The organism is Ghiorsea bivora (genome assembly GCF_000744415.1).
Taxonomy (GTDB): domain Bacteria; phylum Pseudomonadota; class Zetaproteobacteria; order Mariprofundales; family Mariprofundaceae; genus Ghiorsea; species Ghiorsea bivora.
In genome coordinates this window covers 126,664-153,178 of record NZ_JQLW01000007.1, presented here as the reverse complement: position 1 = coordinate 153,178, position 26,515 = coordinate 126,664, and the positions used below count along the sequence as shown (strand labels likewise).

The 26,515-nt window shown below is 42.8% G+C and carries 30 protein-coding genes; 9 read left to right on the top strand and 21 right to left on the bottom strand.

All coding sequences use genetic code 11. The annotated features are described in order from the left end of the window. Nucleotides 1-18: 18 nt before the first annotated feature. The 3 genes from DM09_RS05235 to DM09_RS05225 are packed head-to-tail and all read right to left on the bottom strand — an operon-like array spanning nucleotide 19 to nucleotide 3,856. Entirely contained in the window at nucleotides 19-1,665 is a 1,647-nt protein-coding gene (locus tag DM09_RS05235; protein ID WP_038248245.1) for an NAD(P)/FAD-dependent oxidoreductase, read from the bottom strand. Further along, a complete protein-coding gene (gene purT / locus DM09_RS05230) occupies nucleotides 1,666-2,850 on the bottom strand; it encodes a formate-dependent phosphoribosylglycinamide formyltransferase (RefSeq protein ID WP_038248244.1) in 1,185 nt (394 codons plus the stop codon). It abuts the gene before it with no gap. A gap of 58 nt (nucleotides 2,851-2,908) precedes the next feature. Further along, on the bottom strand, nucleotides 2,909-3,856 hold the full coding sequence (locus tag DM09_RS05225; protein WP_232507759.1) for a hydrogen peroxide-inducible genes activator: 948 nt from the start codon (nucleotides 3,854-3,856) through the stop codon (nucleotides 2,909-2,911). Nucleotides 3,857-3,970: 114 nt separating this feature from the next. Here DM09_RS05225 and DM09_RS05220 point away from each other — a divergent pair, with 114 nt between their 5' ends. The 3 genes from DM09_RS05220 (at nucleotide 3,971) to DM09_RS05210 (ending at nucleotide 6,124) form a co-directional block, all read left to right on the top strand. Continuing rightward, entirely contained in the window at nucleotides 3,971-4,951 is a 981-nt protein-coding gene (locus DM09_RS05220) for a cytochrome-c peroxidase (protein WP_038248242.1), read from the top strand. Nucleotides 4,952-5,101: 150 nt separating this feature from the next. Then, nucleotides 5,102-5,455 carry a hypothetical protein gene (locus DM09_RS05215; protein WP_051938173.1) on the top strand — a complete coding sequence of 118 codons (354 nt, stop codon included), beginning with the start codon at nucleotides 5,102-5,104 and terminating at the stop codon, nucleotides 5,453-5,455. A gap of 90 nt (nucleotides 5,456-5,545) precedes the next feature. After that, nucleotides 5,546-6,124, top strand: a complete 579-nt coding sequence (locus tag DM09_RS05210) for a PhnA domain-containing protein (RefSeq protein WP_038248239.1) — start codon at nucleotides 5,546-5,548, stop codon at nucleotides 6,122-6,124. 25 nt (nucleotides 6,125-6,149) lie between these two features. Here the strand turns inward: DM09_RS05210 and cutA are convergent, their stop codons facing one another. Genes cutA through DM09_RS05195 form a run of 3 tightly spaced genes read right to left on the bottom strand, consistent with a single transcriptional unit; the run spans nucleotide 6,150 to nucleotide 7,207 of the window. Next, entirely contained in the window at nucleotides 6,150-6,455 is a 306-nt protein-coding gene (gene cutA, locus DM09_RS05205) for a divalent-cation tolerance protein CutA (RefSeq protein WP_038248236.1), read from the bottom strand. Further along, entirely contained in the window at nucleotides 6,456-6,905 is a 450-nt protein-coding gene (locus DM09_RS05200) for a DUF1499 domain-containing protein (RefSeq protein WP_038248233.1), read from the bottom strand. Further along, nucleotides 6,902-7,207 carry an MmcQ/YjbR family DNA-binding protein gene (locus tag DM09_RS05195; RefSeq protein WP_038248231.1) on the bottom strand — a complete coding sequence of 102 codons (306 nt, stop codon included), beginning with the start codon at nucleotides 7,205-7,207 and terminating at the stop codon, nucleotides 6,902-6,904. Before DM09_RS05195 ends, DM09_RS05200 begins: the two co-directional genes overlap by 4 nt. A 47-nt stretch (nucleotides 7,208-7,254) precedes the next feature. Here DM09_RS05195 and DM09_RS05190 point away from each other — a divergent pair, with 47 nt between their 5' ends. Then, a complete protein-coding gene (locus tag DM09_RS05190) occupies nucleotides 7,255-7,815 on the top strand; it encodes an rRNA large subunit pseudouridine synthase E (protein ID WP_038248228.1) in 561 nt (186 codons plus the stop codon). Between the two features lie 72 nt (nucleotides 7,816-7,887). Here the strand turns inward: DM09_RS05190 and DM09_RS05185 are convergent, their stop codons facing one another. The 6 genes from DM09_RS05185 to DM09_RS05160 all read right to left on the bottom strand — a co-directional run bounded on the left by DM09_RS05185 (nucleotide 7,888) and on the right by DM09_RS05160 (nucleotide 13,531). Next, complete coding sequence (locus DM09_RS05185) at nucleotides 7,888-8,883, bottom strand: SMP-30/gluconolactonase/LRE family protein (protein WP_038248225.1); 996 nt, start codon at nucleotides 8,881-8,883, stop codon at nucleotides 7,888-7,890. A 1-nt stretch (nucleotide 8,884) separates the two neighbouring features. Beyond that, a complete protein-coding gene (gene pepN, locus DM09_RS05180) occupies nucleotides 8,885-11,476 on the bottom strand; it encodes an aminopeptidase N (protein ID WP_038248222.1) in 2,592 nt (863 codons plus the stop codon). Between the two features lie 48 nt (nucleotides 11,477-11,524). Beyond that, complete coding sequence (locus tag DM09_RS05175) at nucleotides 11,525-11,809, bottom strand: type II toxin-antitoxin system RelE family toxin (RefSeq protein ID WP_038248220.1); 285 nt, start codon at nucleotides 11,807-11,809, stop codon at nucleotides 11,525-11,527. Next, nucleotides 11,799-12,050, bottom strand: coding sequence for a type II toxin-antitoxin system Phd/YefM family antitoxin (locus DM09_RS05170; protein WP_038248218.1), 252 nt, complete (start codon nucleotides 12,048-12,050; stop codon nucleotides 11,799-11,801). Before DM09_RS05170 ends, DM09_RS05175 begins: the two co-directional genes overlap by 11 nt. An 85-nt stretch (nucleotides 12,051-12,135) precedes the next feature. Continuing rightward, nucleotides 12,136-12,885: a sulfite exporter TauE/SafE family protein gene (locus DM09_RS05165; RefSeq protein WP_038248216.1), complete on the bottom strand. Its 750-nt coding sequence runs from the start codon at nucleotides 12,883-12,885 to the stop codon at nucleotides 12,136-12,138. A 118-nt stretch (nucleotides 12,886-13,003) separates the two neighbouring features. Beyond that, on the bottom strand, nucleotides 13,004-13,531 hold the full coding sequence (locus DM09_RS05160) for a hypothetical protein (protein ID WP_038248214.1): 528 nt from the start codon (nucleotides 13,529-13,531) through the stop codon (nucleotides 13,004-13,006). A 108-nt stretch (nucleotides 13,532-13,639) separates the two neighbouring features. Between DM09_RS05160 and DM09_RS05155 the strand changes: the two genes are divergently transcribed. Beyond that, complete coding sequence (locus tag DM09_RS05155; protein ID WP_038248212.1) at nucleotides 13,640-15,865, top strand: NADP-dependent isocitrate dehydrogenase; 2,226 nt, start codon at nucleotides 13,640-13,642, stop codon at nucleotides 15,863-15,865. A gap of 84 nt (nucleotides 15,866-15,949) precedes the next feature. Here DM09_RS05155 and DM09_RS05150 read toward each other — a convergent pair whose 3' ends face one another. The 5 genes from DM09_RS05150 to DM09_RS05130 form a co-directional block, all read right to left on the bottom strand. Next, nucleotides 15,950-17,389, bottom strand: a complete 1,440-nt coding sequence (locus DM09_RS05150) for a cbb3-type cytochrome c oxidase subunit I (protein WP_038248210.1) — start codon at nucleotides 17,387-17,389, stop codon at nucleotides 15,950-15,952. Nucleotides 17,390-17,392: 3 nt separating this feature from the next. Then, the gene (locus DM09_RS05145; RefSeq protein ID WP_038248207.1) at nucleotides 17,393-17,992 is read right to left on the bottom strand and encodes a c-type cytochrome; all 600 of its coding nucleotides are present in this window, start codon (nucleotides 17,990-17,992) and stop codon (nucleotides 17,393-17,395) included. A 55-nt stretch (nucleotides 17,993-18,047) separates the two neighbouring features. Then, nucleotides 18,048-18,395 carry a hypothetical protein gene (locus tag DM09_RS05140; protein ID WP_038248205.1) on the bottom strand — a complete coding sequence of 116 codons (348 nt, stop codon included), beginning with the start codon at nucleotides 18,393-18,395 and terminating at the stop codon, nucleotides 18,048-18,050. Nucleotides 18,396-18,512: 117 nt separating this feature from the next. Then, the gene (locus tag DM09_RS05135; RefSeq protein ID WP_038248203.1) at nucleotides 18,513-18,965 is read right to left on the bottom strand and encodes a tellurite resistance TerB family protein; all 453 of its coding nucleotides are present in this window, start codon (nucleotides 18,963-18,965) and stop codon (nucleotides 18,513-18,515) included. Between the two features lie 8 nt (nucleotides 18,966-18,973). Further along, nucleotides 18,974-19,606, bottom strand: a complete 633-nt coding sequence (locus DM09_RS05130) for a FecR family protein (protein ID WP_038248202.1) — start codon at nucleotides 19,604-19,606, stop codon at nucleotides 18,974-18,976. Nucleotides 19,607-19,762: 156 nt separating this feature from the next. Here DM09_RS05130 and DM09_RS05125 point away from each other — a divergent pair, with 156 nt between their 5' ends. Further along, nucleotides 19,763-20,524 carry a cyclic nucleotide-binding domain-containing protein gene (locus DM09_RS05125; RefSeq protein WP_038248200.1) on the top strand — a complete coding sequence of 254 codons (762 nt, stop codon included), beginning with the start codon at nucleotides 19,763-19,765 and terminating at the stop codon, nucleotides 20,522-20,524. Between the two features lie 4 nt (nucleotides 20,525-20,528). Here DM09_RS05125 and DM09_RS05120 read toward each other — a convergent pair whose 3' ends face one another. From DM09_RS05120 to DM09_RS05105, 4 genes are all read right to left on the bottom strand, one after another. Beyond that, nucleotides 20,529-21,269, bottom strand: a complete 741-nt coding sequence (locus tag DM09_RS05120; protein WP_038248199.1) for a TSUP family transporter — start codon at nucleotides 21,267-21,269, stop codon at nucleotides 20,529-20,531. 131 nt (nucleotides 21,270-21,400) lie between these two features. After that, nucleotides 21,401-21,997, bottom strand: a complete 597-nt coding sequence (locus tag DM09_RS05115; RefSeq protein WP_038248197.1) for a TIGR04282 family arsenosugar biosynthesis glycosyltransferase — start codon at nucleotides 21,995-21,997, stop codon at nucleotides 21,401-21,403. Beyond that, nucleotides 21,997-22,665, bottom strand: coding sequence for a TIGR04283 family arsenosugar biosynthesis glycosyltransferase (locus DM09_RS05110; protein WP_269764225.1), 669 nt, complete (start codon nucleotides 22,663-22,665; stop codon nucleotides 21,997-21,999). Before DM09_RS05110 ends, DM09_RS05115 begins: the two co-directional genes overlap by 1 nt. A gap of 35 nt (nucleotides 22,666-22,700) precedes the next feature. Next, entirely contained in the window at nucleotides 22,701-23,762 is a 1,062-nt protein-coding gene (locus DM09_RS05105; protein WP_038248192.1) for an ATP-grasp domain-containing protein, read from the bottom strand. Nucleotides 23,763-23,808: 46 nt separating this feature from the next. On the opposite strand from DM09_RS05105, the gene rlmN reads away from it, so the two are divergent. From rlmN to DM09_RS05090, 3 genes are read left to right on the top strand one after another with little or no spacing between them, the layout of a single operon-like run. Beyond that, nucleotides 23,809-24,870 (top strand): 23S rRNA (adenine(2503)-C(2))-methyltransferase RlmN, encoded by a 1,062-nt coding sequence (rlmN, locus tag DM09_RS05100; protein ID WP_038248189.1) that lies wholly within the window; start codon nucleotides 23,809-23,811, stop codon nucleotides 24,868-24,870. A 19-nt stretch (nucleotides 24,871-24,889) separates the two neighbouring features. Beyond that, nucleotides 24,890-25,747, top strand: a complete 858-nt coding sequence (gene mtnP, locus DM09_RS05095; RefSeq protein ID WP_038248186.1) for an S-methyl-5'-thioadenosine phosphorylase — start codon at nucleotides 24,890-24,892, stop codon at nucleotides 25,745-25,747. Then, on the top strand, nucleotides 25,744-26,508 hold the full coding sequence (locus DM09_RS05090) for a tetratricopeptide repeat protein (RefSeq protein ID WP_038248183.1): 765 nt from the start codon (nucleotides 25,744-25,746) through the stop codon (nucleotides 26,506-26,508). The genes mtnP and DM09_RS05090 overlap by 4 nt, the downstream gene beginning before the upstream one ends. Nucleotides 26,509-26,515 lie beyond the last annotated feature (7 nt).

Genomic DNA, 26,515 nt, shown 5'->3' with positions numbered 1-26,515 from the left:
GAGCTTAACAAAAAGTGGTTATGCTTGAATAATGATTGCTGCAGCCTTTAAACCATCAACTGCGGCACTGACAATGCCACCTGCATAACCAGCGCCTTCACCCACAGGGTACAAACCACGCAAAGATACCGATTGTAAGCTTTTGTCACGGGTAATACGTACAGGCGAGCTGGTGCGCGACTCTACAGCCAACATATTGGCATGTTCAGACACAAAACCATGCATTTTGCGGTCAAAAGCTTGCAAACCTTCAGACAATGGCTTGCTTAACCATATTGGCAATATTTCGCGAATATCAGCAGCTTCAACAGTTGGTTTAAAACGGGAATTTGCCAATGTTCCGCTGGGTTTATTGTTGATAAAATCTGTAATTTTCATGGCGGGTGCGGCATAAGCTTGAGATGTTGCCTTAAATGTTTTTTCTTCTAATTCACGCTGTAAACGTATGCCGCACAGCGGGTCATCGCCCAAGCCGTGTTTGGCAATATCTTTCGGGGTGACTTGTACCACGATACCTGAATTTGCAAAAGGGCTTGAGCGTTTGGCATTACTCATACCGTTGACTGCCATTTTGTTTGGCTCAGTGGGCGAGGGCAGTATCAAACCACCAGGGCACATGCAAAAGCTGAATACACCGCGCTTGCCCATACCCTCATTCCCCATAGATTTATCGGGTACTTGATGGGTTAAGCTGTATTCAGCTGCGTGGAGGCTGGGATGTTTGGCATTTTTTCCAAACTGGCATGAATCTACCCAATCTTGCTCATGTTCAGTACGAACACCCACAGCAAAATCTTTGGCTTCCAAAGCTATGCCAATGTCCTGCATATGCTCAAAAGTATCACGCGCTGAGTGACCAATGGCTAAAATCACGGATGATGCTTCAATTTCCTCACCATTTGCTAGGCGAACGCCTACCATTGCCCCTTCATGGGTAAGCAGAGCTTCTACTTTACTTTCAAAGCGGTAATTCACGCCTTGTTCAATCAAATAATGACGCATGGCTTTGATAATGCGCACCAATCTATCGGTGCCCAAATGCGGGTGTGCATCCACTAAAATATCAGGCTTGGCACCAAAACGAATAAACTCCGCCAATACCCAGCGCACAAAAGGATGTTTGATGCGGGTATAAAGTTTACCATCGGTATAAGTGCCTGCACCACCTTCACCAAAACATACATTGCTTTCAGGGTTTAATTCACCACGGCTTCGTAAGCGCCCAATATCCTTCATGCGGGTTTCAACAGGTTTACCGCGTTCCAGCAATGTCACCTGCTTGCCTGCTTCAATTAAGGCTAAAGCAGCAAATAAGCCCGCAGGCCCAGCACCAACCACAATCACATGTTCATCATTGTTTTGTTTACCATGCTGTGTGTCGTTTTGCGGGAGTATCAGGCTATCAGGTTTTTGAATATGCAAACGTGAAGGTACATCCACTTGAATTTGAGGCGAGATTTGGGGTTTAGCATCTTGGGAAAGTGTACATTCTACGCTGCATACAAAGTGAACATCACTGCGTTTGCGTGCATCAATGGCTTTGCGTACGATATTCCAGCCAAGTAATTGCGACCTTTGAATCGTTAGTTCATCGCAAAGTTTATTTGCAATGTTTTGCTCATCGTCGTTTAGACCAATATGAAAATTATTGATGCGAATAAACATTTATAGTGTGATTTTCACCTTAGTAGCGGCTTCTTTGGCCTTGTTTCGGGCTTCATCCATACTATTGCCACGCGCTAACATCACTGCCATACGGCGATGACCAAACACTTCGGGTTTGGCAAAAATACGCATTTGCGTGTCTGGTGCTGCCAAGGCTTGCTCAAGGTTGCCAAACGATACTTGGGTGGAGTCACCTTCCACCACGATGGGGCAAGATGCAGCAAAGCCGTGTTGCGTAATGTTTGGAACAGGCAAGCCAAGAATTGCGCGTACATGCAGTGCAAATTCAGACAAATCTTGAGAAATCAATGTGACCAAACCTGTGTCATGCGGTCGCGGGGATACTTCGCTGAATATCGCTTCATCGCCTTTAATAAATAACTCTACACCAAACAAACCATAACCACCCAATACACTGGTGACTTGTTCTGCAATATGTTTGGAAGCTGCTAATGCCGCATCGGACATGGCTTGTGGCTGCCATGATTCGCGGTAGTCACCATCGACTTGCAGGTGACCAATCGGTAAACAAAATGAAGTACCATCACGGTGACGAATGGTCAAAAGCGTGATTTCATAATCAAAATCAACAAAACCTTCCACAATGACTTTGCCTTTGCCCGCTCTGCCGCCTTCTTGTGCGTAATCCCATGCTTTTTGAATATCAGCATCGGTTTTTACCACCGATTGCCCTTTGCCTGATGAGCTCATGATGGGTTTGACCACACAGGGCTTGCCAATTTCTGCAACAGCTTTAGTGAAAGCATCAAAACTATCGGCAAATTGGTAAGGGGAGGTGGTTAAATGCAATGTTTCAGCAGCCAATCTACGGATACCTTCACGGTTCATGGTCAGTTGGGTAGCGCGTGCGGTTGGTATGATATTAAAACCTTCAGTTTCCAAAGCAGCCAAAGTATCCGTGGCAATGGCTTCCACTTCTGGCACAATCAAATCAGGTTTTTCTTGCTCAATAAGCTGTCTAAGTGCTGCGCCATCCAACATGCTTACAATATGTGAGCGGTGTGCTACTTGCATAGCAGGTGCGTTGGCATAGCTATCCACGGCAATGACTTCCACCCCAAGGCGTTGCAATTCAATGGCAACCTCTTTGCCCAGCTCACCTGAGCCCAGCAGCATGACTTTGGTTGCCGTTGATGTTAAAGCTGTGCCGATAGAAATGCTCATAAAAAACCTCGTGCATCGTTAAAATAGTGGTGAAGCTTAACGGCTAGCCATAAAGAATCTATATATCTGCTTTAGGGTTATCCATGCAAGCTGTAATCATCTCACCCAACAGCTTAAACTCTTCTTCTCGGCTTGAACCTTTGCGCCATGCCAGCCCAATTTGTCTGTGCATATTTTTTGGCAATGGCATAAGTTGGATATTGGAGTCTTTCACCATGAGTGAATCTTTTGCTATACTAGGGATAAACGTGACCCCCAAATCACTGGCAACCATTTGCAGCAGGGTTTGCAAACTTGTGGCAGCAAAGCGGCTGATTTGCTCCACAGAGCGTAAATGACATGCTTCCAGCGCATGGTCGCGTAGGCAATGCCCGTCATCAAGCAACAGTAAGCTTTCTTTGGGTAATTCATTGATATTAAATGATTTTCCTTCATCCTTAAACCATTTAGAATGTTGGTGATATGCCAATAAAAAAGGGTCATCAAATAAGATTAGGGTTTGGGTGCCTTGCAATTCAAAGGGCAGGGCAAGCAAAATCACATCTAATTTTCCTGCGAGCAATTGTTCATGCACGATATGCGTTTTATCTTCACGTAAATACAATTGTAAATCGGGGTGAGCTTGGGTGATTTGGGGCACAAACTTGGGCAAAACAAAAGGTGCAATGCTTGGAATCACGCCCAAAGTGATTTTTCCACTTAATGGTGCATCTGTGCTGGACACCAAATCTATCAACACATCCAACTCGGATAAACAAAGGCGAGCCTGATGCACAACGCTTAAACCAACATCGGTAAAAATCAGTTGTTTGTTGGTTCTGTCCACCAATTGCACTTGTAACTTATCTTCCAAAGCTTTGATGGCTGTGCTGAATGCCGATTGTGAAATATGGCAAGCACTTGCGGCTCTGCCAAAGTGTTTGAATTCATCAAGTGCGGTTAAACATTGTAGTTGTTTGGTGGTGGGGTAGTTGTGCATGGCGATATATTGGCTTTCATTATTCATAAAATCAATGGATACCATCTAAACAATCAATTTTATCTGTTTATGCATCATGTTATGTTTCGCAACCTATAAGAACCTTGTGTTCGAAATACAAACAAAAATAAGGAGATAGAAATGAAGAAGTTAATGCTATTGGTATCGTTATCTTTCTTGGGATTGGGCAACGCTGTTGCCTCCGATATTCCAGAAGGTATGGGGGTATTACCAACGCAAGTGCCTGTACCGGCAGATAACCCGATGAGCGCAGAAAAGATTGAGTTGGGTAAAAAATTATATTTCGACCCTGCACTATCCAAAAGTGGTCAATTTTCATGTAATTCATGCCATAATTTAGGTACTTGGGGCGTGGATAATCAAAAGTTCTCCATTGGTCACAAATGGAATCGTGGCGGTCGCAATGCACCAACGGTATTGAACTCAGCATTCTGGAGTAAACAATTCTGGGATGGCCGCGCACCATTGCTTGAAGACCAAGCCAAAGGCCCACCACTTAACCCCGTTGAAATGGCAGCAGATAGCGAAGAAGCCGTGGTTGCGCGTTTAAAAGACGCGGGTTATGCACCATTATTTAATGATGTATTTGGTAAACATTCATTAAACTATGACAATATGGCAAAAGCCATTGCAGCATTTGAGCGCACATTGCTTACGCCCAACGCACCGTTTGATAAGTTTGTGCAGGGTAAAGGCGATATTTCAAAAGCTGCCAAACGTGGTATGAAAAAAGTGGCTGATATTGGCTGCACATCATGTCACTCAGGTCCATTGTTCACGAGCAATGAATTTGTTGCTTTCCAATATGGTAAAGACACTGGTTTGAAATCAGTAACAGGCAAAGCTGAAGATGATCACGTATTCCGTGTTCAATCGTGGCGTAATGTGGCGATGACCGCTCCGTATTTCCATGATGGTTCTGCGGCAACTTTGGAAGAAGCGGTGAAAACCATGGCGAAAGTACAGTTGGGCACCAAGCTTTCCAAACGTGATGTATCCGACATCGTAGCATTCTTGGAAACATTAACAGGTGAAGCACCACAAGTGACGTTCCCAGTATTACCACGTCCAGCAGGTAAGGCTTTAGATTTTAAAGATTAAAAAATTCAACAAGTGTCATGCCACAGAGGCGGGTATTCATAGAAAACAATATAGATGTGGATTCCCGCCTTCACGGAAGTGAACTGAAAAGGAAACACCGCGTAAGTTTATGACTTGCGCGGTGTTTTTGTTTCTGCACTATGCGTCATCATGCGAAAGACATTAGCCACAAGCCCAGCAAAACCCGCACCACTGCGTATTTTGCTTTATTCATTACCACTTTGGGGTGGTAGTATCCTACTTATCTTTGCCATGCCGCTAACGGGTATTGTCAGTAGTATTTTTATTGCTGGTTGCCTGTTGGTTTTGCCCTTTAAAGCCAAGCAAGGTAAATGCCCAAGCTGTGGTAAACATAAACTTTTCCCATTTTCAGGCATGGGTGGAATGTGTAAAGGTTGTGGTCAAGAATTGGTGCTGCGAGGAAAGCTTATTCACTTGCTTGAGCCTAAATCGAATCGTACCAAACCTGGTTCTGGGCGTGGTAATCAGCCCATTCAACGCTAGAAGCCTGTCGGACATATAACAATCCGCTATGATTGCATAAGTCCGACAGGCTTCTAGACTACCGCAAAATATATATTAAAAGGAAAAAAAATGAGCATTGAACAAGATTTAGAAACACGCAGCGGAAACAAATGTGAACTATGTGGTGCAACCGATGGTTTAAGTGTGTTTGAAGTGGCAAATAGCCCTACAGATGGTGATGATGCGGCGATTTACGCCTGTGGCACATGTGTAAGCCAATTAAGCGATGCAGATAGCGTAGATGCCAATCACTGGCGTTGTTTAAATGATAGCATGTGGAGCGAAGTGGATGCCGTCAAAGTTGTGGCGTACCGTATGCTTAATCAACTTAAAGGCGAAGGCTGGCCGCAAGACCTTTTGGATATGATGTATTTAGAAGATGATGTTCGTGCTTGGGCTGATGCAGGCGTGGCAGATGACAATGCAGAAGAAGCCATCGTTCACCGCGATAGCAATGGCGCAATCTTAGAAGCAGGGGATAGCATCACCATTATCAAAGATCTTGTGGTGAAAGGCGGTGGTTTTACTGCCAAACGCGGCACACCCGTGCGTAACATCCGCTTGGTACACGATAACCCAGAACACATCGAAGGCAGAGTAAACGGCCAAATGATTGTGATTCTTACGGAATTCATTAAGAAAAACTAAGGCGTTACCTCTTAGGAATATGCGTTTATGCTAAACTATTTTGAAGCCAGTGCTCGTATTGAGTGCTGGCTTTTGCATTTAAGGTGATAATTTCAGGTATATCGTAAGGGTGATTAGTTTCTAACCATGTAATCACTTTATCTTGATGGATCTTATTAGTTTTAATGCTGATATAATACTCATTTTCAGTACATATTTTGTCTTGCCACTGATAAACGGACGTGCCTTGCGCTGATATTTGTACACAGGCGGCAAGCTTTTGTTGCACAAGGCTTTGAGCAATAAAATTAGCTTTGCTTTTGTCATCAACGCTGGTGAGTACAATAATCATTTACAGTGCCTTTTTGATGGCTTCTACGCGGTTGCGGTTTACGCCAAAGTCTTTGCGACCCATGCGTGATGCTGAGCGGATATGTATGGTGTTGTTGGTTTCATCCAAGCGTAGCTCTACATCATCGACATATTGAAATATCGCCGAGCGGAAAGAGGCATGCATATATACCCCATCATCGCTTTCAATCGTACCACCTTGTGCCATGATAACTTCTTTAAGCTTATCCCATGTGTCTTTGTCGCCATGAATGGCTTGAATATAATGTTCTGCATCGTTTTGCGTGTGTGATTCACTGCATACGCAGTTGGGGGAGTCGGGGCAGGGAGCAAGTTTTCCATTTTGTAACCCCAAGGTGTCAGGTGTTTTTTGTGACATCACTGCCATAGCGATATAAATGATTAGACCAAGTAGCGCCAGTGCTCCCAAGCTAAATAGTGCTGTTTTCATCGTTTAAACCCTCCTAAAAGGTATTCTTTATCTTTTTTAGGCAGCTTAGCCACAATCAAATCATAAGAAGCATCAATCATTTTATGGATTAAACCTTCAGGCACATCACCATCCAAAGCCACGGTGTTCCAATGCTCTTTGTTCATATGGTAACCAGGGTTGATGCCAATGCTGCCCATAAGCGCAAACATTTTATTTTTCACCTTATAAACCGCCACATCTTCACCAAAAGGGTAGCTACGTTCTGCGCCTTTCTTGGCTAACACATAAGCATCATATTTGGGATTAGGCTCGAATAACATAAGGCTTACCTTTCCATATTTAGTGCAAATTGCCTAGTGTTCAGCTTATGACCACCATTCGCTTTAATAAACCGTTCAATGTGTTATGCCAGTTTAGCCCTCAAGAAGGTAAAGAGACGCTGGCAGACTTTATCAAGATTAAAGATGTCTATGCGGCAGGGCGCTTGGATAAAGACAGTGAAGGTCTATTGCTGCTTACAGACAATGGAAAGCTACAACATCGCATTGCGCATCCTAATCACAAGCTTGAAAAAACGTATTGGGTGCAAGTCGATGGCGACATCACCGATGAAGCACTTAAACAGCTCGAAAGTGGTGTAACCCTCAAAGATGGTAAAACCAAACCTGCCAAAGCCCAACGCATGGATGAGCCGCAAAGTTTGTGGGAGCGAAATCCACCAGTACGCTTTCGCGCTAATATTCCGACTTCGTGGTTAGATTTACGCATCAAAGAAGGGAAGAATCGTCAAGTTAGACGTATGACGGCAGCAGTAGGTTTTCCAACACTTAGGCTGATTCGTTATGCCATTGGTGATGTCACATTGGATGGTTTAAAGCTTGGTGAATATCAAAAAGTAGGTGAACAAATTCTAAAACAGTTTTCGTAAAGTATTTAAGTGTAAAGCGAGCCTTTTTCCGTTCAGCTCGTCATTCCCGCGAAGGCGGGAATGACGAGACGTTTACTGATAAATTTTCATGGTTAAATCAGGTGCAAAACGACGGTGTTGCAGATTGAAATAAATCGTACCGTTATCGCTTTCCAAGCCTGTGATTTCGGCACTATCATGATAGGCAATACGTTTGAAAGATTGGCCATCATACACCCATAATTCCGAGCGTTTACTATCATCCGTTATCCAAAGCCAGCTTCGTTTTGCATCCCATTCCAAATTGTCGGGATGTTCGATGTCCTTGTGGTGTAGATATATTGAAACAGTAGGTTTATCGCCCAAATCATTAAGCTTTAAAATATTTCCTGTGCCTGTTTCAGTGATTAAAATCGTGCCATCAGGCATGAGTTCCATATCCTCCATGCGATTATACCAACGTCCGTGTAATTTTTTAGCTTCAAGGCGAGCTTCTTTTGGTTTTTTGATGGGTAACCAGCCTTTTTTGGCATGAAATACGGATAAAATGTCACTTTTTTGCGATAAACGATATAAACAGCCTTTTTTCCACTCGTCTGCCAAATACAAATACTTACCATCTTGTGAGAAAGTCAGTCCCTCATGCGAGAAAATACCCGCACTTAATACAGGTTTGATTTGTTTGCTTCTTAATTTTAGGCGGAACCTATCCGTCCGTTGTTCTGTTTGAAGTGAATTAGGGTCTTGAATATGCCATACCATGCCATCGGCTTGTTCTTCACCCAGCCAAATTGAACCATCAGGTGCAAAACGCATACCATCGGCTCTGCCTAAACCATAAATCAAGATTTCGCGTTTTCCCGTAGCAATATGAATCCGTGCCAAAGAAGGGGACATCATATTCGATTTGGTTTCACAGCTTTGATATAGGTATTGTTTATCTTTGGATAATAGCAGCATATCAGGTAAATCATCACCGCATTCCGTAATGATTTTTTCGTTCCAACCTTGTTGTAGCACCAAGCCTGAATCGTTTGCTATGGCAAGTTGGGCATAAAATAATGGTAGAATAAATAGTATGTGTTTCATGTTAACCCCCCAAGCTTTTATTTACGATTTCAGCCACATCACCCGATAAACCTTGGGCATTGGCGATGCGTTCCAACGCTGATTTCATCAAAGCTTGGCGGGTGGGTTCTAGGCGTTTCCAATCCATGAGTGCGCGAACTATCCGGGATGCAATTTGTGGATTCAGCTTGTCCAGTTCTAACACTGAATCAGCGATAAACTGATATCCTGAACCATCTTCAGCATGAAAATTAAGCGGGTTGCGCATGGCAAACGCGCCAATCAAAGCGCGAACTTTATTAGGGTTTTTCATGGAAAATTTAGGGTGTTGTTTCAATGTTTGGATATGGTTTAAAGTGTTGGGCAACGATGATGCAGCTTGCACCCCGAACCATTTATCCATCACATTCGCCTCACCTTCCCATTGCGCTTCAAAGGCTTTGAGGGATTGCTCGCGTTGCGGGTAATCTTGATGAGAAAGCGCAGCCAAAGCCGCATATTGATTGGTCATATTGTTTGCAGATTCAAATTGGTCGTATGCCAAGTCCAACATATCGCTGCCTAAGCTTGCCAAATAGGATAGACACACATTTTGTAACTTGCGCTGTTGCATTGCTTTATCGCTTAAATCAACGGTATCATCATCCGATGTTTGCTGCATGGCTTGATAAGTATTGAGGAATTCAGCTTGCAAAACCTTAGCAAGGTTTTGTTTTAAGCGTTTTTTGGCTTCAAACAACACCACAGGGTTCATGGTATCGTGGGTGTTTAGCCAAGCTTCTTGAATATCGGATAACGAAGGCAGACTTAATGCCTTGGCTTTAAGCGCAGGTTCTAAATTAGTATTCGCAATTAAAGCTTTGAAGGCATGGTTGATAATTCTGGTTGAGGTATCAGGGTTTTCAACCAAACTTAAAACTGTGCTTGTCGCCAACGCTTGGGCTGCTGCCCAGCGATTAAACGCATTGTTATCAAACTGCATCAAAAAGGCATAGTCTTTATCCGAATAATCATATTCGAGCAAAACAGGCGCAGAAAAATCACGCAACAAGGATGGAATCGGTTGGCTGCTGATATTTTCAAAGGTAAAGCTCTGTTTTTCCTTTGTTATCAATAAGGTAGATTCATCAGCTAATGTGTTCCCACTATCATCCAACAAGGCAATTTTGAATGGAATTAGGTAAGGTTTCTTCTCTTTAGACTCAGGCGTAGCAGGGCAAGATTGTTCGCAAGTTAATGTGCAGGTTTGGCTGCTTTTATTATAATCTAAACTCACTTTTAAACGCGGCGTTCCGGCTTGTTCATACCATGTTTGCATCTGGCTTAAATCACGGTTGTTGGCATCTGCCATGGCGCTTAAAAAGTCTTCCGTGGTGACAGCTTGCCCATCATGCCGCTCAAAATATAAGTCCATACCTTTGCGGAAGCCTTGCTCGCCCAGCAGCGAATGATACAAACGCACCACTTCTGCGCCTTTTTCATACACGGTGACAGTGTAGAAATTATTGATTTCAACAAAAGATGCAGGGCGAATCGGGTGTGCCATGGGGCTTGCATCTTCGGCAAATTGGTGAGCGCGTAATAAGCGCACATCTTCAATGCGTTTCACCGCTCTTGAATGCATATCTGCGGTAAATTCTTGGTCACGGAACACGGTTAACCCTTCTTTTAGGCTAAGTTGAAACCAATCACGGCAGGTGACACGGTTTCCCGTCCAATTATGAAAATATTCATGCCCAATCACTGCTTCAATGGCAATATAATCATCATCGGTGGCGGTTTCAGGGCTGGCAAAGACAAGCCGCGAGTTAAAGATGTTTAGCCCCTTATTTTCCATCGCCCCCATATTAAAATCATCCACAGCTACAATCATGAATAGGTCGAGGTCGTATTCCAGCCCAAAGCGTTGCTCATCCCAAGCCATAGCGCGTTTGAGCGATGCCATGGCGAAATCGCATTGATGGATATGATGCGCTTCGGTGTAGATTTGTAGGGTGATGTTGCGCCCTGATTGGGTGGTGAACCTGTCTTCCACTTGTGCAAGGTCGCCAGCGACCAAAGCAAAGAGATAGCACGGTTTTGGGAAAGGGTCATGCCATTTGGCATAGTGTTTGCCATCATCCAAATTGCCTGATTCCACAGGATTACCATTGGATAACAGCACAGGGTTGGTGGCTTTGTCGGCAATGATTTCTACGCTGAATGTTGCCATCACATCAGGTCGGTCTTGATAATAGGTGATGCGCCTAAACCCTTGGGCTTCGCATTGGGTGCAATAATTGCCTGATGAGCGGTATAATCCTTCAAGTGCTGTGTTGGCTTGTGGATTGATATGGGTGATGATGTCTAGGGTGAAGCTTTGCGGCGGGTTGATGATGGTCAAACCTTTGTCATGCAGCTCATATTGCGATTTATCCAAGGTGTTGCCATCCAAAGCGATGCTTTGTAGCGCCAAACCTTCACCATCCAGTAATAAATCACCGTCTTGTTGGCGTTCATAACGCACCGATGATGTCACCACCGTTTTTTCAGGATTTAACTCGAAACAAAGCGATACATGCTTTACGCTGAAGTTGGGATTTTTGTAATCTTTTAAATAAATCGTTGGGTTCATGTTTATCCTTTCTTGTTCGTCATACCCACAATGATGGGTATCTAATTTTCATGTGCGTTTCTTAGCTTTTTGATACACTAAACCACGCTCTCGTTTCCCCACAGCAATCACAAAGATTGTAATTTCTAAGTCGTTCACTTCATAAACAAGGCGATAACCTGCCGAGCGCAGCTTGATTTTATATACATTTTTAAAGCCGCGAAGTTGGTCGGCAGGGCTGTGTGGGTATTTTAACCGTTCTTGAAGTTTCTTTTTGAGCTGTTTCTGTATGGGTGGGGCGAGTTTCTTCCATTCTTTGAGTGCAGAAGGAAGAAATTTGAGTTTATAGCTCATCTAATGAAACAGTGATAGCTTGGTCTTTTTCTTGAGTGCGTTCCTGCACAATTTGAGCAAGCTCATAATCTTCAAGCCTTTCCATCATCCATTCATAGGTTTCAGCAGGCACAAAATATGCAGCAGGTGTGTTGTGATTTAAGATAGCAACGGGTGAACCTTCTGCATCCTTGAGTAGGGCAGTTGGGTTCTTTTTAAGCTCTGAAATGCTTGCAGAATAATTGGATAACACCTGTTTCATCATAAACCCCTTAGAGAAAGACTATAAATAAGTGCTCATTTTAGGTCTTTATATATGATTATGCAAGTGCCAGACCATCAATCACCTAGCCGAACAATAGTTGCAGACCAATGAGAATGGTAATGATTTCGTAGCTGCGCTTAATCAGAGCATTGCCTTTGAGTATGGCAAGGTGGCTACCCAGATAACCGCCAATAAATGAGCCGAGCAACAAGGCAATCAACCAGCTCCATTGAATATCCGATAAAAGCCCCACGGTGACTGCGCCTGCACCATTCCAAAACACACCCACCATGACCAATGTGTATGCCACAGCATGTTTATAATCCAAACCAAACCAGCGGATGAGGAATAGGGTGACGAATAATCCTGTGCCTGAAGTCAGCGAGCCATTGAGTATGCCAATGCCGAATAGGGCAGCGCCACCAATCATTAAACCTTTGATGTGCATATTTTTAGGCTGATAGTGTAAACCAAGCTTGGGGCTAAACATGGAATAGAAACCAAGCATCATGGTGAGCAATCCCAATGCTGCTGTGGCAATATCATCAGGGATATTGACGATAATAAACCCGCCAATCACCACACCAGGCAACCCTGATACCAACATCAACAACGCAAGTTTGCGCTGCAACAAGTCTTCTTTGAGGTATCGGGTCACAGCGCCCAAACCAAGTGCGACTGAAGCGATTTTGTGGGTCGCCAGCGCAATACTAAACGGCAGCCCTAACAGCAGCAAGGCAGGTAACTGAATCAACCCCGCACCACCACCTGCCAAAGCAGAAAACGTGTTGGCAATCAAAGCAATGGCAAAGAGTAGGGCTTGTTCAAACATGGTTGGGATATTGTGGTATAGTGTTCAGAAGTAAAGATTTGTCACCTCGAACGCAGTTGAGAGGTCTCAGATTTCTCCATTACGCTACGCTTCGGTCGAAATAACAGGCTTGTTAACGTTAGTTTTCATCGTTTAGCTGTTTCAGTAGAGCTTTCCATTCTGGTGATTCAAATAGTTTACGTCGAGTAGTTAGAACATTACTAATCCGTTGGGCTAATATTCCACCGTATACCATCAGTTCTTCGATATGCATGCTTGTTTGAATATGCTGGTTACACCTTGCTGAATATAACCCTAGGTTTTCTAATTCATATGCTTTTTCAGGGGCTTGATTTTGAGACCTTAAATGCCCCCATTCGTATTTGACATAGTTTTTATCCCAATCTTTTGGGGAATTCCAACAGAGTGGCAATTCAGTTCCTTCAACATGAAAAAAAGGTCGATTGTCTTGAGCACTGAATAAAAGTGTTATGACTTTTGAAAGGACATTAAAAGATTTCCCTAGTGTAACTTTATACCCAGAGTTTTTTAAACGAGGTATTAGAGTTTTAACTAAACGTTCGATGTTTTCTTCTTGAAGTTCAAAGGTATAAGCATCTTGGTTTGCAGCTAAAGCTTTTCGATGGTCTATAAGTTTTGGTTTCATGGCTACCTCGGTGGGATATAGACTGAAAAAATAATTTCTGTTGTCAACGTAGAAAAAAAAGCATGGAATGGTAAACTCCCGCCAAACTTTTGTACGCAGGGATTTTCCATGACAGATAAACACACCATCATCTATACCAAAACAGATGAAGCGCCGATGCTGGCGACCTATTCATTGTTGCCGATTGTGCAGGCGTTTGCCAAGGCTGCGGGTGTGGATGTGCAGAGCAAAGATATATCGCTGGCAGCGCGTATTCTTGCTAACTTCCCTGATAAATTAAGCGACGAGCAAAAGCAAAGCGATGCTTTGGCAGAACTGGGCGAATTGGCAACCAAACCTGAAGCGAATATCATCAAATTGCCGAATATCAGTGCATCTGTGCCGCAGCTCAAGGCAGCGATTGCAGAGCTTCAGGACAAAGGGTTTAACATTCCTGATTATCCTGCGGAAGCGAATACGGATGCAGACAAAGCGATTCAAGCGCGGTATGCCAAAGTGCTTGGTTCTGCGGTGAACCCTGTGCTTCGCGAGGGCAATTCGGATAGGCGCGTGGCGGCTGCGGTGAAACAATATGCCAAAGATAACCCACATCGTATGGGCGAGTGGTCTTCAGATTCCAAAACGCATGTGGCGCACATGAATGATGGCGATTTTTATGGCTCTGAGCAGTCTGTGGTAATGAATAAGGCAGACACATTAAGCATTGTGTTGACCACTGCCGATGGCAAGGAAACTGTGCTTAAAGATGGTTTGAGCGTGTTGTCTGGCGAAGTGGTGGATGCGGCAGTGATGTCTAAATCTGCGCTGAGAGACTTTTATGCTGAGCAACTTGAAGATGCTAAAGACAAAGGTGTGTTGCTATCGCTGCATTTGAAAGCAACCATGATGAAAGTGAGCGACCCGATTATGTTTGGTCATGCGGTTGAAGTGTATTTCAAGGATGTATTTGCCAAATATGCAGATACCTTTGAAAAGCTTGGCGTGGACACCAAAAACGGACTTGGTGATGTGTATGCCAAGATTGCCGACTTACCTGATGCAGAACGCGAAACGATTGAAGCGGATATTCAAGCGGTGTACGCGCTTAACCCTGATTTGGCAATGGTGGATTCGGATAAAGGAATCACCAATTTGCATGTGCCAAGCGATGTGATTATTGATGCATCTATGCCTGCGGCGATTCGTTCATCGGGCAAAATGTGGGGCAATGATGGCAAGCTGCATGATATGAAAGCCATGATTCCAGACCGCTGTTATGCGGGCATTTATCAAGAAACGATTTCTTTCTGCAAAGAACACGGTGCATTTGATCCGACAACTATGGGTTCTGTGGCAAATGTGGGTTTGATGGCACAAAAAGCTGAAGAATACGGCTCACATGATAAAACATTTGAAATCCCAGCTGATGGCACAGTGGAAGTTCGCAATGCTGCAGGTGAAGTATTGATGAGCCATGATGTAACACAGGGAGATATTTGGCGGGCGTGTCAGGCCAAAGATGTGGCGATTAAAGATTGGGTGAAATTGGCGGTTTCTCGCGCCAAAGCCACAGGAAACCCAGCCGTTTTCTGGTTGGATGAACAACGCGCTCACGATGCAAACTTGATTGCGAAAGTAAAAACCTATCTCAATGACCATGATATTGCTGACTTAGATATTCAGATTATGTCACCCAACGATGCCATTGTTCATGCTTTAAAACGCGTGAAAGAGGGTAAAGATACCATTTCTGTGACGGGTAATGTATTGCGGGATTATTTAACCGATTTATTTCCGATTTTAGAGCTTGGCACCAGTGCTAAGATGTTGTCTATCGTACCATTGTTGGCGGGTGGTGGTTTGTTTGAAACAGGTGCTGGCGGTTCTGCTCCTAAACATGTGCAACAGTTTGTCCAAGAAAATCACTTACGTTGGGATTCATTGGGTGAGTTCTTGGCTTTGGCAGTATCTTTGGAAGATATGGCAGAAAAAACGAATAACATAAAAGCTGCAGTGCTTGCAGAAGCTTTAAACCAAGCCAATGCAAAATTCTTAAAAGAAAATAAATCACCATCACGCAAAGTAGGGGAGTTGGATAATCGCGGCAGCCACTTCTATTTGACCATGTATTGGGCAAAGGCCTTGGCAGCACAAGATAAAGATGCCGAACTAAAAGCTAAGTTTACACCACTTGCTTTAGCATTAAGCACACAAGAGCAATCCATTGTTGCTGAGCTGAATGCAGCCCAAGGCACTGCGGTGGATATGGGTGGTTATTATCAGCCAGACACTGCCAAACTTGAGAAAATAATGCGCCCAAGTGCACTGTTTAATGAGGCTCTTGCTGGATTATAAAACACGTAAAACTCAGTTGTTTTTTGAAGATAACATAAAAAGAGCCTCTGATTTCAGAGGCTCTTTGTTGTGAAACTGCAGCTTTTAAACGGAAGCTGTTTGGGTTGGGCTGATAACTTCCGCACTTGGTTTGTTGTGTTTACCAATCGTAAGCAAATCCCAAACCAATAGAATAATACCGAAAGCTGTTACAAAACCAAAGACCATGCGCCACCACATACCTTGAACAAACCAAGGATGAATTTGGGCTGTAAAATAACCTAACCATGTTGAACCACCTACGGCACGTTCAATAAAGGATTGTTCATAACCTGAAATAAGTAAGGCTATGCTCATACCAACCACACCGAGGTTGAGTAACCCCAATGCCCATTTCCACTTCCAACCACCATCGGGTAAATCAGCACCAAAGCTTTGTTGACCACGAACTTCACGCAAAGCTATATAAATCATAGCAATCACGATGGTGGCATAAGCGCCAAAGAACGCCAAATGCCCATGAGATGCTGACCACTGTGTACCGTGGGTGTAGAGGTTGATTTGCGGCAATGTGTGCATAAAGCCCCACACACCAGCACCAAAGAAATTGCCAAAGGCATGTGCAATCAACCATGCGAATGCTGGGTTGTTATTTGCTTTCATATGTTTCACGCCAGAGTCGTAAACAGCATGCACAACCATAGCCACCAAGGGAATGGGCTCTAAGGCTGAGAAGAAACCACCAATGGTGAGCCAGTATTCAGGCGTGCCAATCCAGAAATAATGATGGCCCAAGCCCAAAATTCCTGAACCAAACATTAGTGCGACTTCAATATATAACCATGTGGTTACGATTTTGCGTGATACACCAAGGGTTTTCATTAAACCCCAAGCCATCAAACAACCCACCAAAACTTCCCAAGTTGCTTCTACCCAGAGGTGAATGACCCACCACCACCAGTATTGGTCTACTGAGATATTGGTGGTGTAAAACATACCAGCCAAATAAATACCTGCTAAAGCAACCAAATCAAGGGTCAAAACACCAGAAATCCCGCTCCATTGACCTTTCATAAAGGTTGCAGCCACATTATAAAAGAAAATCAATACACAAATGACTATGCCAATATCAGCCCAGCGTGGTGCTTCGATATATTCCCGTCCTTCATTAACAAACCAGCGGGTGAAATCATCACCAGGCCCCGTTTGCACAACAAGAAATACGACTACAACGATAACAACAGCTACGGTAAACAACCAAAATGCAAAGTTACCCAGCTTTAAGCCTACAATTTTAGTCTGACTTTCTTCTTCAAGAAGCCAATATACCGAACCAATAAAGCCATATAACAGCCATATAATCATGGCATTGATATGCACTGTTCGCGTGACGTTAAAATCTAATACACCTTGTAAGAAGCCAGGAATCAAATATTGCATACCCGATAATAAACCAAATAAGATTTGGGCAACGAATAAGGCAATAGCTACTGTGTAATACTTCATGGCCAGTTGTTGACCACCATTTAATTGAACAGTACTCATGGCTTAACCCTCCTTGTCGATAACAGTGAAATTATATGGGAAGCCATTGGTATCAATGGATGACATCCACTTGAGAAATGCAATAATAGCTTTGGCTTCTTCTTTGGTGATATGCAGGTTTGGCATGGTGCGACCTGAACCAAAAGAACGTGCGTTTTCTTGAGGGTCCATAAGAAACTCAATCATATACTGCTCACGTTCTTCTTCAGAACTCCAAGCAGGGTCAAGCCATGCTTTGGTAAGGTCTGGCGCAAAATATGAACCATTGCCCAATAAGGTATGACAGCCCATACAATTGCGACCTTGGGTAATTTTTTTTCCATGTGTTACCAATGCTTCAGCTTCTTGCTCTGTAAGCATTTGACCAAAAAGCGGGTCATCTTTACCAATCACAGGAACTTGAATATTTCGTTCATCGTTAAAAACATAATCAATATGTTTATTGATGACCGAGTAAGCTGGAACATGCTCACTGCCTACTGATATCTTAGGTAAAGTATCTAATGTTAAAACAATAAGGACAACAAACATAAACCCCGTTACCCATATTGCTGTTTTTTTCCAGAATACCTCTCTGGACCACCAGGGGATATTATCACTCATACTGCCTCCTTGTTTACTGTTTTATCGAGAAAACGGTGAATAGGGCGCAAACAAACTACGGTATATTGGTGCAGGTTGTATCTGTTGTTTTATGCTCTGAACCTTGTTTAACGGCATGTGTGGCAACACAAAGTTTCCAAATTCCGTGTGGCGCTAATAAATACCCAAGCAGCATTGCGATTACCAACCACCACCAAAAACCAGTGAGATGGGCAGCCGAACCAAGCGTCATTACAGCGACAAATAAAATTATATAAGAAAGATAAGCCAAGCTCATCATCCAAGGTTTGGATTGCAGTCGCGACCAAGCAAAAAGTAGGGCATATAACGCCCCAGCCATGATGACCATTGCTCCAGAAAAAAAGACAATAAAGAAATCTTTGAGTTCAACAGGTTCTAACATAAGCAACTCGCCTTAAGCTGTTATCAGATGAAGTAAACACCCAATAGCATTATGGGCAAAAGACCTTGTTTTGTCAAGGGTTAATAAAGTTTAGCTATAAACCTGTGGAGGAGTTTATTAATCTGTAATGCTTTCTCTTGCATCAATCTTGGCTTGGATAAATTCGCCGTGATACACGCCAATCAATCCAGCAACACGGCGGATAAGTTGCTCCTCATAGGGGTCAATTTCCCCATCCGCCATAGCAACCAGCCAAAGTTCCTTAAGAATATCAATGCGTTCTTCAGTGCTAAATTGTTGGTTAATAAGCGATGTAAACTGATGTAGGTCTGTGGACTCTGATTGTGCCTTGCTTGCCTCAGCAATGAGGGTTTCCACTTCGTCATGGGATAAATCAAATCGCTTTTCTATGGCTTGAAATATGACCTGGCGCTCAGCGCTTTCAAGTTTGCCATCAATACGCATGATTTCTATCATCATGGCAGTTACAGCCAGTGAAATATCATGTTTTTTCTTCTGAGGCTCTGCCTGGTCTTGCCCTGTAAATAAAGCTTTAATAGCGTTAAACATAAGTATCCTTAAAAATCGATTTCAGTTTCTGCTGCCAGCGGTGCAATGCTTTTCATATCAAGGCTTTGTGGTGTGGAAATGGATGAATCCTTGATATTCACAGCATACAATGCCCGATTATAAATTATTTTTTCACCATGAATAGGGCTGAGGGAGACTTCACCCTCAAGCAACAAGAAAAAAGTTTTATCTTCTTCAACGCGTCCCCAAAAATCTGTTCCCCGTACACCCAAGACCGCAGTTTTTGTGGTAACCGTGGTTTGTCTAGCTGTATAACCTCGAATTAAACCTGCCGTATAGCGGAATGCTCCTTGAAAAATATTTAATGCCGAAGTGAAAATACCCTGCTTGTTTTCCCAGCTTTGAATTTGAAAGCGTGCTTTAGCGCCAAGTTTCACGCGGCTATTATCAGGGAAATCAATATAAACTTTACCTCGGCGACCTGTATAAATGGTATCACCTTTGTTCAGTTTCATACCATAACGTGCATTCAGATAACGGTGGCCACGCAATACTTTAACCTCACCTTGTAATCGTGAAATAGCAGGCTCTGCTGTCTCAATATTCAGGTCACTGGCATAACTGAAGGGTGAAAAAAAGAGCAATGCCGAAGCAAGAATGATATATTTAAGTAAGGTCATGATTCATCTCCGAACACTTTAAAAAAACTTATCTTTATTTTTAAAGCTAGATAGAGCAGCTACTTTTGTCTATCATCATTTAGGTTAAGCGTGACCGTTCTCACATCTACATTGCTTGATAAGACAAGGTTGTGTTTAAAGTAGAGGGAGTATTGTATGGCTGCAACCATGATATTTGAAGAAGGTGATATCCTCATTGGTCAGGGTGATAAAGATACCGCTGCATATTTAATTACCTCAGGCTGGTTAGAGGTTCGCCGTGTGCTCAAAGATGGTAGAATCATTACCAACACACTGCAAGCTGGTGAAATTGTTGGTGAATTGGGCTTGGCAGGGTTGGCAGGACAGCGTACAGCTACTGTAACAGCTTTAACAGATGGTGAAGTGGAGGTTATTGATCGAGGTACACTTATTCGCTTAGTGAATAAACCTGGTGGAAGTTTAACACCATTGCTCGCAGCACTGTTTTCACGTTTACAAAATGTATTGATTGAAGACGAATATGATGAATTGGATGATACGTTTATTCCTTTTGCCAAACTTGAAGGCATCAATGCCAATGCCAAAACGGCTTTATGTAACCAAAGTAAAATTGTTGGGCGCTTACCTTGGGTGTTTGGTGCTTACCGACCACCGCAAACTGTCACAGACCTTTTCCATGACCCTAAACGCATTGATGTTCGACTCACTGGCTGCAGCTTACGTATCAACGAAGAACATATTATTTTAGAAGCCGCAGAAGAGGGTGGTTTACAACTTCGCGTGGTACAATACGGTGATTATTGCGAAATTGATGATGAAGAAATTGTGCATAACAGCAATAGCCCAGCTATCAGGCAGTTACCCATAGGCAGCTACCACATTAAGTTTGGAGACAGGGTAAGTCCATTTGAATTCAAATTGCAGGTGCTCATCTAAAAATTCAGCGTGCAATGTTCATAAGGCCAATGAAACATACAATGATTAAAACCCCACCAATGATTTGTTTGAAACGAATAGCATTGTTGGATAGCAAATGATCATGAAGCTTTAAACCAACGATATGCCCCACGGTTGCGGCAGGTAATAGCCATAGATGCGAAGACCACCAAAAGTTTACACCCACAGCAGCCAATACCGACAACTTGATACTGACCAATACAAACCATAAGACAAATAAAGTATTACGTAATTTTTCTTTACTTACACGGTGCATAAATACTGCCACAATCAACGGCGCACCAATCAGTGATGTACCACTGACATAAGCACCAATAAGCAATAAAAAGGCATCAAAAAAATGACTTTTGCTTTTGATTTGGTATTGGAATACATACATCATCCCATATGCCAAGGTCATGACATAAACAAATGCGACCATAATTTCAGTTGGTAAGGTTAATAAACCAAATACGCCAATCAATTTGGGCACCAACATAATCGCAAAAGCTTTTTTGAGAAAAACCCAGTCTACAGCCCCTAAACGTGTGCCCACAGTAATGCTACTAAAAAACAACAGGTGAACCCCAATCAAGGGTATCCATACCAGTGGGTTATCGACCACCAAGAGTAAAAAAGGCAAACCAAGTGCCGCACCGCCAAATCCAAGACCTGAGCGTACAAAACCTGTCCAAACAAAAATAAGCGCAGTGGCAACATATTGCCATGTTTCGAGATTATCCATGGCGCGGGAGTATAGGGCTAAAGGTGATGACTTCGATATATATTGTTATGTCGTGCCCTGCATATAACGTCGCATAATATATATTATGTTGCATTTTATAGATGCTTTAAAAGAGGGAGCCACCTGAAGATTCACCATGTATGCGGCGGAGCCCGCTGTAAATCTTCAGCGTGATCCAAATCAAATGATGTATCTAATACTTTAACTATCAAATCTAAGTTATTAATATTAATGATTGTTTCTGAGAAAACACTGTCCGTTCCCCATGTTATATTATCAAACACTTCAGGGAAATATGTATGCATGGCAATAAGATCATAGCCGCCATCGTCAACTGGGCCTAATACAATATCATGATCAGTTAGCGCTCTCTTGACCTGCTGGTAACGGCTTATATTCACGTGTGGCGAATCTGTACCCAGAAACATAATGGGCTCATCATCAGTCGCAAAAGAATACGCTGTCAGATGGCGCATGCGCATACCCAAGTCACCATGATTTTGATGGTGCAATTCAAAGCCGAACCTTTGCTTTAGGTCTGTAAAAAAAGGATGCTTGATGTTATCCACTGCCAACCAGACATCATCAAACATACTGCATACCTTGGTTATGACAGCCTCTGTCATTTGTTTGTGCAAAGCTGCTGCCTGCTCAGCATTATATTGCGGCATTAGGCGTGTTTTGACTTTGCCTGCAACAGGCGCCTTAGCCAATACAATAACACGCATTAGCGTATGTGCCTGTACATCTTAGCTAGTTTTTCAGGGCTTATACCTATCCAGTATAAAAAACGTAGCTTCCACATTAAAAGCACTGTATTTATTACACCGTACTTTTCCCAACGACGACTCGACGTTACCAGCGTATCTTTTAAGCAGGCAATGTGTCCAAGCGGTCTCAGCTTCTTGCTTAAGGCAATATCCTCCATCAATGGCAAGTCAGGAAAGCCGCCTACAGTCTCAAAAACATCCCTGCGAACAAACATAGCCTGATCCCCTGTGCTTATTTTACTTAAACACGAACGGGCATTCATAAAAAAGCTTATAATTTGATAGCTTAGGCCACTTGATGATAAACGTATGTTAAACCTTCCTGATAAATATCCTTGGTTATAAGTTTTTTTGATGTTCGAGATATTACTTGAACTAATCGATGTATCTATATGTAAAAAAAGGATAATATCGGACTTCGTATTTTGAGCGCCCATATTCATTTGTTTGGCGCGTCCTGCTTGAGAAACCAAACAATGAAAGCCAGCATCTTGAATCAATTGCTTGGTATGATCGTTTGAACCACCATCAATAAAAATAAGCTGGTCTGTAGCTTCTAGGTTAAGTTTTTGAATTTCCCTTAGCGCATGCGGCAAGGTTTCTTCCTCATTATACACAGGAATCACAATCGCAAGGCTGGGTAGGGTTTGTTTTGACAAAGTTATGTTTCCACAACAATTGGGGTCCAACCACTACCCTCTTCTCTAAAGTTGGTAATTTGACCGCGCCATGCGCGACCAGCCATAGCGATTAAACGCTCACCATGCATATAAAGTCGAATATCAAATTTATAGGTCACATCATCAATCTGAATCAAACTTGGTGGCACCAACTTCTGCATGACGGTGGTTGAGGTTTCTAATGCATCAAAACGTTTACGACTCATCGCTTTACCCAATAAAACACCCTTGCCACCATGACGTGCCGCAGGTTTAAACACCCATTGCTTGCGGGTTTGCCAAGCTTTGTCCTTATCGTATTCAGCGAGTACATGTGTTTCGGGTACAATATCTCGAAACAAATTCAATGTTTTATCATCCACGCAGGATTCAAGCAAACCATCGCGCCACCAATCCACCATACGGTTTTTATCACCAATCAAAGCGTAACTTCTGGGGTATGGGTTTAAGTCCACCTGCCCTGCCATGTATGCTTGGCGAATATGCTGCATAGCTGCGGATTCTAAATAAAAATCCGTATCCCGATTATAAATCATATCGACTTTAGCACCGAATATATACAAACCATCGTTTTGTAGTATCAGGTCTTCTGGGCTAACCAAGCTAACTTTTCTACCATCTGCTTCCAATAAAGACGCATACGCTTTCATTTCGGGAAACATGTACTGTGACTGAATATCTTCATCCATAATCGCAATATGTTGCCATTTTGGGTCAAACATGCGCAATAAACGTGTGGGTAAATCATCAGCAAGCTCTGCATGTGAACCTTGTGGAATCCACCCATCATCCTTTTCCCACAAGCCGCCTGCATTATTATTAATTTCTATCAGCTTGGGGCTTGTATCTGTCAGGTGAAAATCATACCCCATCAATATAGATGGATTGTTGGGTACTATGTTTGTTGTTTCAGGTAATTTGTCTGCCAACAATGAAAGATACGTTGTATTATTTTTTAATTGGTATGCTGCCCTTGCAAAAGAAAGCATGGCCTGAAAATTGTGTTGCGAAATGGAAATAGGGGTTTGGGTTGCTAAAGTCATGCGCCCCACCCTACCCAAATTTTAAGTTGCCGCTAATATCCATGCCATGAATGATTTATCACTTGCCAGCATCAGTTTAGAAACATTGCAAAAGTGCATGAAAACATGGGGGCTTCCTGCATTTCGTGCCAAACAAATATTGGATTGGCGCAACAAAGGTATTCTTGATTTGGCTGCTATGAAAAATATTCCGCAACAAGTTAAAGTGATACTTGAAGAAAAGATACAAGTTCAACCTTTACAACTGGTTAGCAAACAACAATCAAGTGATGGTACACGTAAATATCTATTTGCTTTAAACCGCAAAGGGCAAGCCAAAAAACATATTGAAACCGTGCTTATTCCTGAAGAAAACCGAGGTACGGTGTGTATATCGAGCCAAGCTGGATGTGTACTAGACTGTCCATTTTGTCATACAGGTACGCAAAAATTTGAAGGTAATTTAACGCCTGCTGAAATTGTCGCCCAAGTCTTGGCGGTTAAACAAGACCTGCTCACTGACCCCATGTTTGAGGGTTTACACAACCAAGTCACACATATTGTCTATATGGGCATGGGCGAACCACTTGCCAATGAAACAGCAGTCTTTGATTCACTGGCTTTACTCATGGCTGAAGACTATCTTCACTTATCGCGCCGTAGAATTACACTTTCAACTTCAGGGCTAGTGCCACAAATTGAACGCTTGGGCAGAGAAGCACCTGTTAATTTAGCTATCTCCTTGCATACAGCCATCAACGATTTGCGAAATACACTTGTACCTATCAATCAAAAACATGATTTACAAAAACTTCGCAAATGCCTTAATACTTATCCTTTGGCAAAAAAACGGCATATTACTTTAGAATACGTGATGCTGGCTGATGTGAATGATGATGATGAAGCTTTAAAGGCATTGGTCAGCTTTGTTAACCCAGAACGTGAACGTGTGAACTTGATTCGCTTTAATACTTACCCAGGAAGTGCTTACCAAGGATCTTCCAGCGAAGTGGTCGATAAATTCGCAAAGGGCTTGATTTCTAAAGGAATTCGTGCAACGGTAAGGCGGTCTCGTGGGGATGACATTATGGCGGCTTGTGGTCAATTAAAAACAGCCAAGCAATCATAACAAAGAGGAAGAAAACACAATGCAACGTACAGCAATCATTGGTGGCAGCGGTTTGTATCAAATGGAAGGCATTGAGGTGCTTGATGAATTGGACATCGACACCCCATATGGTAAACCATCGGATACCTTAACTTTAGCAAAAATTCATGGGCAAGAAGTCGTTTTTCTACCAAGACATGGAAAAACGCATAGTATTCCACCACACAAAATCAATTATCGCGCCAATATTTATGCCCTGAAACTTGTTGGTGCATCACAAATTATATCTGTTTCTGCTGTGGGTTCATTACGTGAAGACATTGCACCCGGTGATTTTGTGATTGTTGACCAATTTGTAGATAGAACACGCGAGCGGGTTTCAACTTTTTTTGATGGTCCCATTGTTGCCCATGTTTCTCTGGCAGATCCCGTCTGCGCATCACTACGCAGCCAACTGCAACAAGCTTGTGAGCAGCAACACATCACAACCCATAACAAAGGCACATACATGGTAATGCAAGGTCCACAGTTTTCAACACGAGCGGAGTCAAATGTATACCGAAGTTGGGGCATGGATGTCATAGGTATGACCAATATGCCTGAAGCCAAACTCGCACGCGAAGCTGAGATATGTTATGCTACTGTTGCCATGTGTACCGATTATGATTGCTGGCATGAAAATGAAGATGATGTGTCAGTGTCCAATGTGTTGGAAGTCATGCATAAAAATGTGGGGAAAGCCAAAATCATGTTAGATACTTTTTTTAAAAATAAACCCAAGGGCAAACAAGCTTGTGCCTGTCATCAAGCTTTGCAGCATGGCATTTTTGCAGACTTAAAGGCACAAGATGACAATGCTTTGCGCCCTATTCATGCCTTAGTTAAACGTTTCTTATGAAATTAACTTATATTTTACTTCTATGTAGTGCGCTTATTGTATCAGCCTGCCAGAGTAGTGGTGTACAAAAGCAAAATGAAGATGATATTAAAAAACGTGCTTCACTACACTATAGGCTTGGTATTGATGCCTTACATAAAGGGTTTATTCCCAAAGCCTTTGAAGAACTCATGCTTGCAGACAGCATTGAACCAAAAAATGCAGCAACCTTGGATGCTATTGCTTATTCATGGCGTTTACGTGGTAATCTAAACGAAGCTAAAAAACATTATCAACGTGCAATTCGTTATAACCCAGCACCAGCAACACGAAATAATTACGGAAGTTTATTGGTTGAAATGGGTGAATATAAAGAAGCCGTTAAACAACTTAAACTAGCATTAGATGACCCACGTTACAATAAACAAGACTTGGCATTCACCAATTTGGGAGATGCTTATGTTGGTTTACACGATTATGAAAATGCTATTGCAGCTTATCGCAAAGCACAATTCATTGCGCCAAGGTGGGCTTACCCCAAACTACGCGAAGCTTCAGCCTATGTGACCATGAAACGACCCAATTATGCGCAAGCACTTTATGAAACAATTTTACGTAGTGAGCCTACAAACCAACAAGCATTGCAAGGTTTAATGGCCCTTTTACAAAAAAAAGGTGACAAAAATGCGATTAAAGTGCATTTGCAAACATTTATTCAACACACAACAAACCCTTTACAAAAAGCTTGGGCAAAAGACGAACTAGCACAGTTGCAGAAGTAGCTGGAGG

Bases quoted from the DNA above. Each gene is read 5' to 3' on its own strand.
- cutA (WP_038248236.1), bottom strand. From the start codon at position 6,455: ATGATTATTGTACTCACCAGCGTTGATGACAAAAGCAAAGCTAATTTT.
- DM09_RS05160 (WP_038248214.1), bottom strand. From the start codon at position 13,531: ATGAAACCAAAACTTATAGACCATCGAAAAGCTTTAGCTGCAAACCAA.
- DM09_RS05215 (WP_051938173.1), top strand. From the start codon at position 5,102: ATGCGAAAGACATTAGCCACAAGCCCAGCAAAACCCGCACCACTGCGT.
- DM09_RS05140 (WP_038248205.1), bottom strand. From the start codon at position 18,395: ATGTTAGAACCTGTTGAACTCAAAGATTTCTTTATTGTCTTTTTTTCT.
- DM09_RS05220 (WP_038248242.1), top strand. From the start codon at position 3,971: ATGAAGAAGTTAATGCTATTGGTATCGTTATCTTTCTTGGGATTGGGC.
- DM09_RS05155 (WP_038248212.1), top strand. From the start codon at position 13,640: ATGACAGATAAACACACCATCATCTATACCAAAACAGATGAAGCGCCG.
- DM09_RS05135 (WP_038248203.1), bottom strand. From the start codon at position 18,965: ATGTTTAACGCTATTAAAGCTTTATTTACAGGGCAAGACCAGGCAGAG.
- DM09_RS05185 (WP_038248225.1), bottom strand. From the start codon at position 8,883: ATGAAACACATACTATTTATTCTACCATTATTTTATGCCCAACTTGCC.
- DM09_RS05090 (WP_038248183.1), top strand. From the start codon at position 25,744: ATGAAATTAACTTATATTTTACTTCTATGTAGTGCGCTTATTGTATCA.
- DM09_RS05235 (WP_038248245.1), bottom strand. From the start codon at position 1,665: ATGTTTATTCGCATCAATAATTTTCATATTGGTCTAAACGACGATGAG.
- DM09_RS05175 (WP_038248220.1), bottom strand. From the start codon at position 11,809: ATGAGCTATAAACTCAAATTTCTTCCTTCTGCACTCAAAGAATGGAAG.
- DM09_RS05190 (WP_038248228.1), top strand. From the start codon at position 7,255: ATGACCACCATTCGCTTTAATAAACCGTTCAATGTGTTATGCCAGTTT.
- DM09_RS05170 (WP_038248218.1), bottom strand. From the start codon at position 12,050: ATGAAACAGGTGTTATCCAATTATTCTGCAAGCATTTCAGAGCTTAAA.
- rlmN (WP_038248189.1), top strand. From the start codon at position 23,809: ATGAATGATTTATCACTTGCCAGCATCAGTTTAGAAACATTGCAAAAG.
- purT (WP_038248244.1), bottom strand. From the start codon at position 2,850: ATGAGCATTTCTATCGGCACAGCTTTAACATCAACGGCAACCAAAGTC.
- DM09_RS05225 (WP_232507759.1), bottom strand. From the start codon at position 3,856: ATGAATAATGAAAGCCAATATATCGCCATGCACAACTACCCCACCACC.
- DM09_RS05210 (WP_038248239.1), top strand. From the start codon at position 5,546: ATGAGCATTGAACAAGATTTAGAAACACGCAGCGGAAACAAATGTGAA.
- mtnP (WP_038248186.1), top strand. From the start codon at position 24,890: ATGCAACGTACAGCAATCATTGGTGGCAGCGGTTTGTATCAAATGGAA.
- DM09_RS05200 (WP_038248233.1), bottom strand. From the start codon at position 6,905: ATGAAAACAGCACTATTTAGCTTGGGAGCACTGGCGCTACTTGGTCTA.
- DM09_RS05115 (WP_038248197.1), bottom strand. From the start codon at position 21,997: ATGCGTGTTATTGTATTGGCTAAGGCGCCTGTTGCAGGCAAAGTCAAA.
- DM09_RS05165 (WP_038248216.1), bottom strand. From the start codon at position 12,885: ATGTTTGAACAAGCCCTACTCTTTGCCATTGCTTTGATTGCCAACACG.
- DM09_RS05195 (WP_038248231.1), bottom strand. From the start codon at position 7,207: ATGTTATTCGAGCCTAATCCCAAATATGATGCTTATGTGTTAGCCAAG.
- DM09_RS05130 (WP_038248202.1), bottom strand. From the start codon at position 19,606: ATGACCTTACTTAAATATATCATTCTTGCTTCGGCATTGCTCTTTTTT.
- pepN (WP_038248222.1), bottom strand. From the start codon at position 11,476: ATGAACCCAACGATTTATTTAAAAGATTACAAAAATCCCAACTTCAGC.
- DM09_RS05120 (WP_038248199.1), bottom strand. From the start codon at position 21,269: ATGGATAATCTCGAAACATGGCAATATGTTGCCACTGCGCTTATTTTT.
- DM09_RS05105 (WP_038248192.1), bottom strand. From the start codon at position 23,762: ATGACTTTAGCAACCCAAACCCCTATTTCCATTTCGCAACACAATTTT.
- DM09_RS05145 (WP_038248207.1), bottom strand. From the start codon at position 17,992: ATGAGTGATAATATCCCCTGGTGGTCCAGAGAGGTATTCTGGAAAAAA.
- DM09_RS05125 (WP_038248200.1), top strand. From the start codon at position 19,763: ATGGCTGCAACCATGATATTTGAAGAAGGTGATATCCTCATTGGTCAG.
- DM09_RS05150 (WP_038248210.1), bottom strand. From the start codon at position 17,389: ATGAGTACTGTTCAATTAAATGGTGGTCAACAACTGGCCATGAAGTAT.